Below are 3,985 nucleotides of genomic sequence, written 5' to 3'. Positions count from 1 at the left end.
CAGCCCACCGCCCGCCACCGCCGCCGGAGCGGCTCCGGCCGGACGGACGACCGTAAGGAGCCGCTGTGCCGGAACGGAACCTCGCCGTCCGCCGCATGCTCGCCGGCCTGCTGAAGGCCAGTCACCTGACGCCTCTGGAGATACTGCCGGCCACCGTGGCCGAGCACGCGGCGGCCGCCGGCCTGAGGGACGTGCGCATCTACCTGGCCGACCTGCAGCAGTACTCGCTGCGGCTGCTACCGGGCCCCGGACCGATCCCGGACACCCAGGAGAGGGAGCTGCCGGTGGAGGGAACCGTGCCCGGCCGGGCCTTCCAGTACGGCCAGACCCTGCCCGCCGCCGGAGCCGGGCCGCGGGGCTACCGCTGGTGGGTGCCCCTGCTGGACGGCACCGAACGCATGGGGGTGCTGAACATCAGCACCGCCCTCGACGACGACCGCACCCATGAGCACATGGGACTGCTGGCCTCCCTGACGGCACTCATGCTGGACAGCAAGGGCAGGAGCAGCGACACCGGCGCCCGGCTGACGCGCGCCCGGGAGATGAGTGTCGCGGCCGAGATGCAGTGGCACCTGATGCCCCCGCGCACCTACGCCGACGGCCGGGTGGTGATCAGCGCGGCCCTGGAACCGGCTTACCTCGTCAGCGGCGACGCCTACGACTACGCCACCGCAGGTCCCGTCGTCCATCTGTCGGTCTTCGACGCCATGGGCCACGACACCGCGGCCGGACTCACCGCCGGTCTCGCCGTGGCCGCCTGTCGCAACCTGCGCCGCCAGGGCGCCTCGCTCACCGAGACCGGCGAGGCGATCGAGGACACCCTGGTACGGCAGTTCGGCAACACCCGCTACGTCACCGGGGTCCTGGCCGCCCTGGACACCCGTACCGGTGTGTTCTCCTGGGTCAACCGCGGGCACCACCCGCCGGTCGTCATCCGCGGCGGACGCTGGTCCACCCTGCTGCGCTGCCCGCCAACCCACCCGATGGGCACCGGACTGGGCCTGGCGAGCACCCTGTGCCGCGAGCAGCTCGAGCCGGGCGACCGCGTGGTGTTCTACACCGACGGCATCACCGAGGCCCGCGGGCCGGGCGACCGCGAGTTCGGCCTGTCCCGCTTCGTCGACTTCCTCATCCGCCACCACGCCGACGGTCTCCCCGTGCCCGAGACGCTGCGCCGCCTGGTCCACGCGGTGCTCGACCACCACGGTGGACGGCTCCAGGACGACGCGACCGTGCTGCTGTGCGAGTGGTTCGGCCCCCGTCCCGACGCCGTCGGCCCGGCGGCGGCCCGGGCCGGTCTGCACATCGCCTAGCGGGGACCGGCGGCCGGGGGTCCGGGCCCGCCGCCGGGGGCGGCCTCGCGGTCCTGCGCCGGCGGCGAACTCCTGCGCAGGACCAGAAGGGCGATGTCGTCCGCCGCGGCGCCCCCGGTATGGGCCGCCAGCTGGTCCAGCAGGCCCGCGGCCACCTCGCGGGGAGAGGTGTCCACCCAGTCGGCCAGGCGCTCCTGCAGGGGGAAGAAGGCCCCGAAGGAGTCGCGCGCCTCGGTGACACCGTCCGTGCAGAGCAGCAGCATGGCGTCGGGCGGAAGAGCGAACCGCTCGACGGCGCGGGACTGCGGCGCGAGGGATCCCAGCCCGAGCGGCACTCCGGGGTTTCGCAGCGGGACCGGCCGGGCCGCCGGCCCGGTCCGCTCCCGGCGCAGCAGGTACGGCGGGATGTGCCCGCAGTCCACCACCTGGACGTCCCCGCCGCCGTCGGCGTTCAGGACGAGCGCGGTGACGAAGCGTTCGGGCTCCCCGCTCCGCGCCTCGAAGGCGTTGTGCCGGACGACCGCGTCCTCCAGGGCCTCCACGACCGCGGTGAGCTCCGGCTCCCGGCCGGCGGCCTCCCGGAAGGCGCCCAGCACCGCGAAGGCCGTCCCGATGGCGGGCAGCCCCTTGCCCTGGACGTCGGCGATGAGCACCCGGGTGCCGTACGGCGAGGGCATGACCTCGTAGATGTCCCCGCCGACCCTGCTGTCCTCCTCCACCGGCTCGTACGCGCCGTCGGCCAGGAGCCGGTCGGTGAGCAGCGGAAGAGGGCGCAGGATCTGGCGCTGCAGCGCGGCGGCGGCCGAACGCAGCCGGGTGATCTCCGCGTCCCTGCGGTCCCGCTGCCAGGCCCCGGCGACGCTCAGACCGCCCAGCGCCGCGGTGAAGGCGACCGTCGAGAGGTTGGCGGAGACCGTCTGGAACGGGTCGTAGACCAGCAGCCCCACCAGGACGAGGACGACCCACGCCGCGGCGGCGGCGGTCTGCCGCGCCGTACCGCGGCCCGCGACGAAGGCGGGCAGGAAGATCAACAGGGGGACCAGGCCCAGACCCCGGTCGGTCAGGTAGTCGGAGACCACCACCAGCAGCGTCACGACGACGAGCAGGGCCGCCAGCGCCCGGGAACCGATTCTCGCGGGGACGTGTCCCCTTCTCCGGATCCCGGCCGCCCGCGCTCCGCCGGGGGAACCATGGCCGCGCACCGTCGCCTTCCGCACCTCTCGTGGTCGGGTTCCGCATGAACGGTCCGTGCCGCGCGGGACGGATCCGGTCCCCCCACCCTGCCCCATCCTCCGGCTCGCCCCCGGCCGCGCCGGGCATTCGCGCAACGCGTCACCCGTGCGCACGCGTGCCGTACCCCCGACACGCCGAGGGCGCACCGGCACCGCCCGGCCCACCGGCGCACGTGCGGTTCTCCGGATGGGACCCTGATCGCCGCGGACAAAGACGTCCCGCGGCGGGAGACGACAGGAACTGACCGGAGAGGCGGCGCATGGCACACTTTTCTCAACGGGCACGGGGGCTGGGAATCGTGGCGGACGGCGACGAGCCGGGCCCGTACAACGCGATCACCGACGTGCCCGGCGTCACCGTCGGGCACACCACCGTCCGCAGACCGCCCGATGTGCACACCGGGGTGACCGCGGTCGTCCCGGCGGGCATCGGGCCCCACCCCGGCGGCACCCCGCTTCCCGCCGCGCTGTTCACCGCGAACGGCTACGGCAAGCTGGTCGGCGCCACCCAGGTCGCCGAGCTGGGGCAGTTGGAGTCACCGGTCGTCCTCACCTCCACCCTCTGCGCCTTCCGCGCCGCGGACGCCGTGGTGAGCTGGATGCTCACCCGCCCCGAGCACGCCGGGGTCCTCTCCTTCAACCCGGTGGTCGGCGAGTGCAACGACGGGTACCTCTCCGACATCAGGGCCCGGCCGGTGCGCGAGGAGCACGTGCTGGCCGCGATCGAGGGAGCCGGGGGCGGGCCGGTGGCCGAGGGCTGCGTCGGCGCGGGCACGGGCACCTGCGCACTGGGGTTCAAGGCGGGGATCGGTACCGCCTCCCGGCGGGTCGCGCTGGAACCGGCGGGTCCGGTCCGGGTGGGCGTGCTGACGCAGGCCAACTTCGGCGGCACACTGCGGATCTGCGGCGCCCCCGTCCTCCCGGAGCCTTCCGGCCCGCCCGCGGACCCTGGGCCCGGCGAGGACGGCTCGTGCATGGTGGTCGTCGCGACCGACGCCGCGCTGGACGCCCGGCAGCTGGGCCGGCTGGCCCGGCGCGCGGTGTTCGCCCTGGGCCGGGTCGGCGCCTCCTACGGTCACGGCAGCGGGGACTACGGGCTCGCGTTCAGCACCTCCCCCCTGAGCGGCGGCGCGTCGGCGGCGGTGCCCGACCGCTGCCTCGACCCGCTGTTCGGCGCGGTCCTGCGGGCGACCGAGGAGTCGGTGCTCAACGCTCTGTGCGCGGCGGTCACCACGACCGGCCGGCTGGGCCGCACGGTTCCCGCGGTGCCGTTGGACCGGCTGCGGGAGCTCGCCGGGAGGGCGCCCTCGTCCGGCGCGTGACGTCCGTTCGCCGGCGTACGGCGGCCGGGGACGGCAGGGGAAAGCGGGTAGGCGTACCCGGGCACGCCACGCACCCTCCCGGAAAGGGCAGCACACCACGATGACCGAACCGGCCCCC

The 3,985-nt window shown here is 75.0% G+C and carries 3 protein-coding genes; 2 read left to right on the top strand and 1 reads right to left on the bottom strand.

Going from position 1 to position 3,985, the window contains the following annotated elements:
- Nucleotides 1–95 precede the first annotated feature (95 nt).
- Nucleotides 96–1,313, top strand: coding sequence for a PP2C family protein-serine/threonine phosphatase (locus L7D48_RS26955; protein ID WP_237883428.1), 1,218 nt, complete (start codon nucleotides 96–98; stop codon nucleotides 1,311–1,313).
- Here L7D48_RS26955 and L7D48_RS26950 read toward each other — a convergent pair.
- Nucleotides 1,310–2,407, bottom strand: a complete 1,098-nt coding sequence (locus L7D48_RS26950; RefSeq protein WP_237883426.1) for a PP2C family protein-serine/threonine phosphatase — start codon at nucleotides 2,405–2,407, stop codon at nucleotides 1,310–1,312. The two genes, L7D48_RS26955 and L7D48_RS26950, sit on opposite strands and share 4 nt — an antisense overlap.
- Nucleotides 2,408–2,805: 398 nt before the next feature.
- Between L7D48_RS26950 and L7D48_RS26945 the strand changes: the two genes are divergently transcribed.
- Nucleotides 2,806–3,867, top strand: coding sequence for a P1 family peptidase (locus tag L7D48_RS26945; protein WP_237883424.1), 1,062 nt, complete (start codon nucleotides 2,806–2,808; stop codon nucleotides 3,865–3,867).
- Nucleotides 3,868–3,985 lie beyond the last annotated feature (118 nt).

The organism is Streptomyces sp. ICN903 (assembly GCF_022015835.1).
GTDB lineage: Bacteria > Actinomycetota > Actinomycetes > Streptomycetales > Streptomycetaceae > Streptomyces > Streptomyces fenghuangensis.
The sequence above is the reverse complement of the archived record's forward strand: the minus strand, read 5'-3'. Positions and strand labels throughout refer to the sequence as shown.

Bases quoted from the DNA above. Each gene is read 5' to 3' on its own strand.
- L7D48_RS26945 (WP_237883424.1), top strand. From the start codon at position 2,806: ATGGCACACTTTTCTCAACGGGCACGGGGGCTGGGAATCGTGGCGGAC.
- L7D48_RS26955 (WP_237883428.1), top strand. From the start codon at position 96: ATGCTCGCCGGCCTGCTGAAGGCCAGTCACCTGACGCCTCTGGAGATA.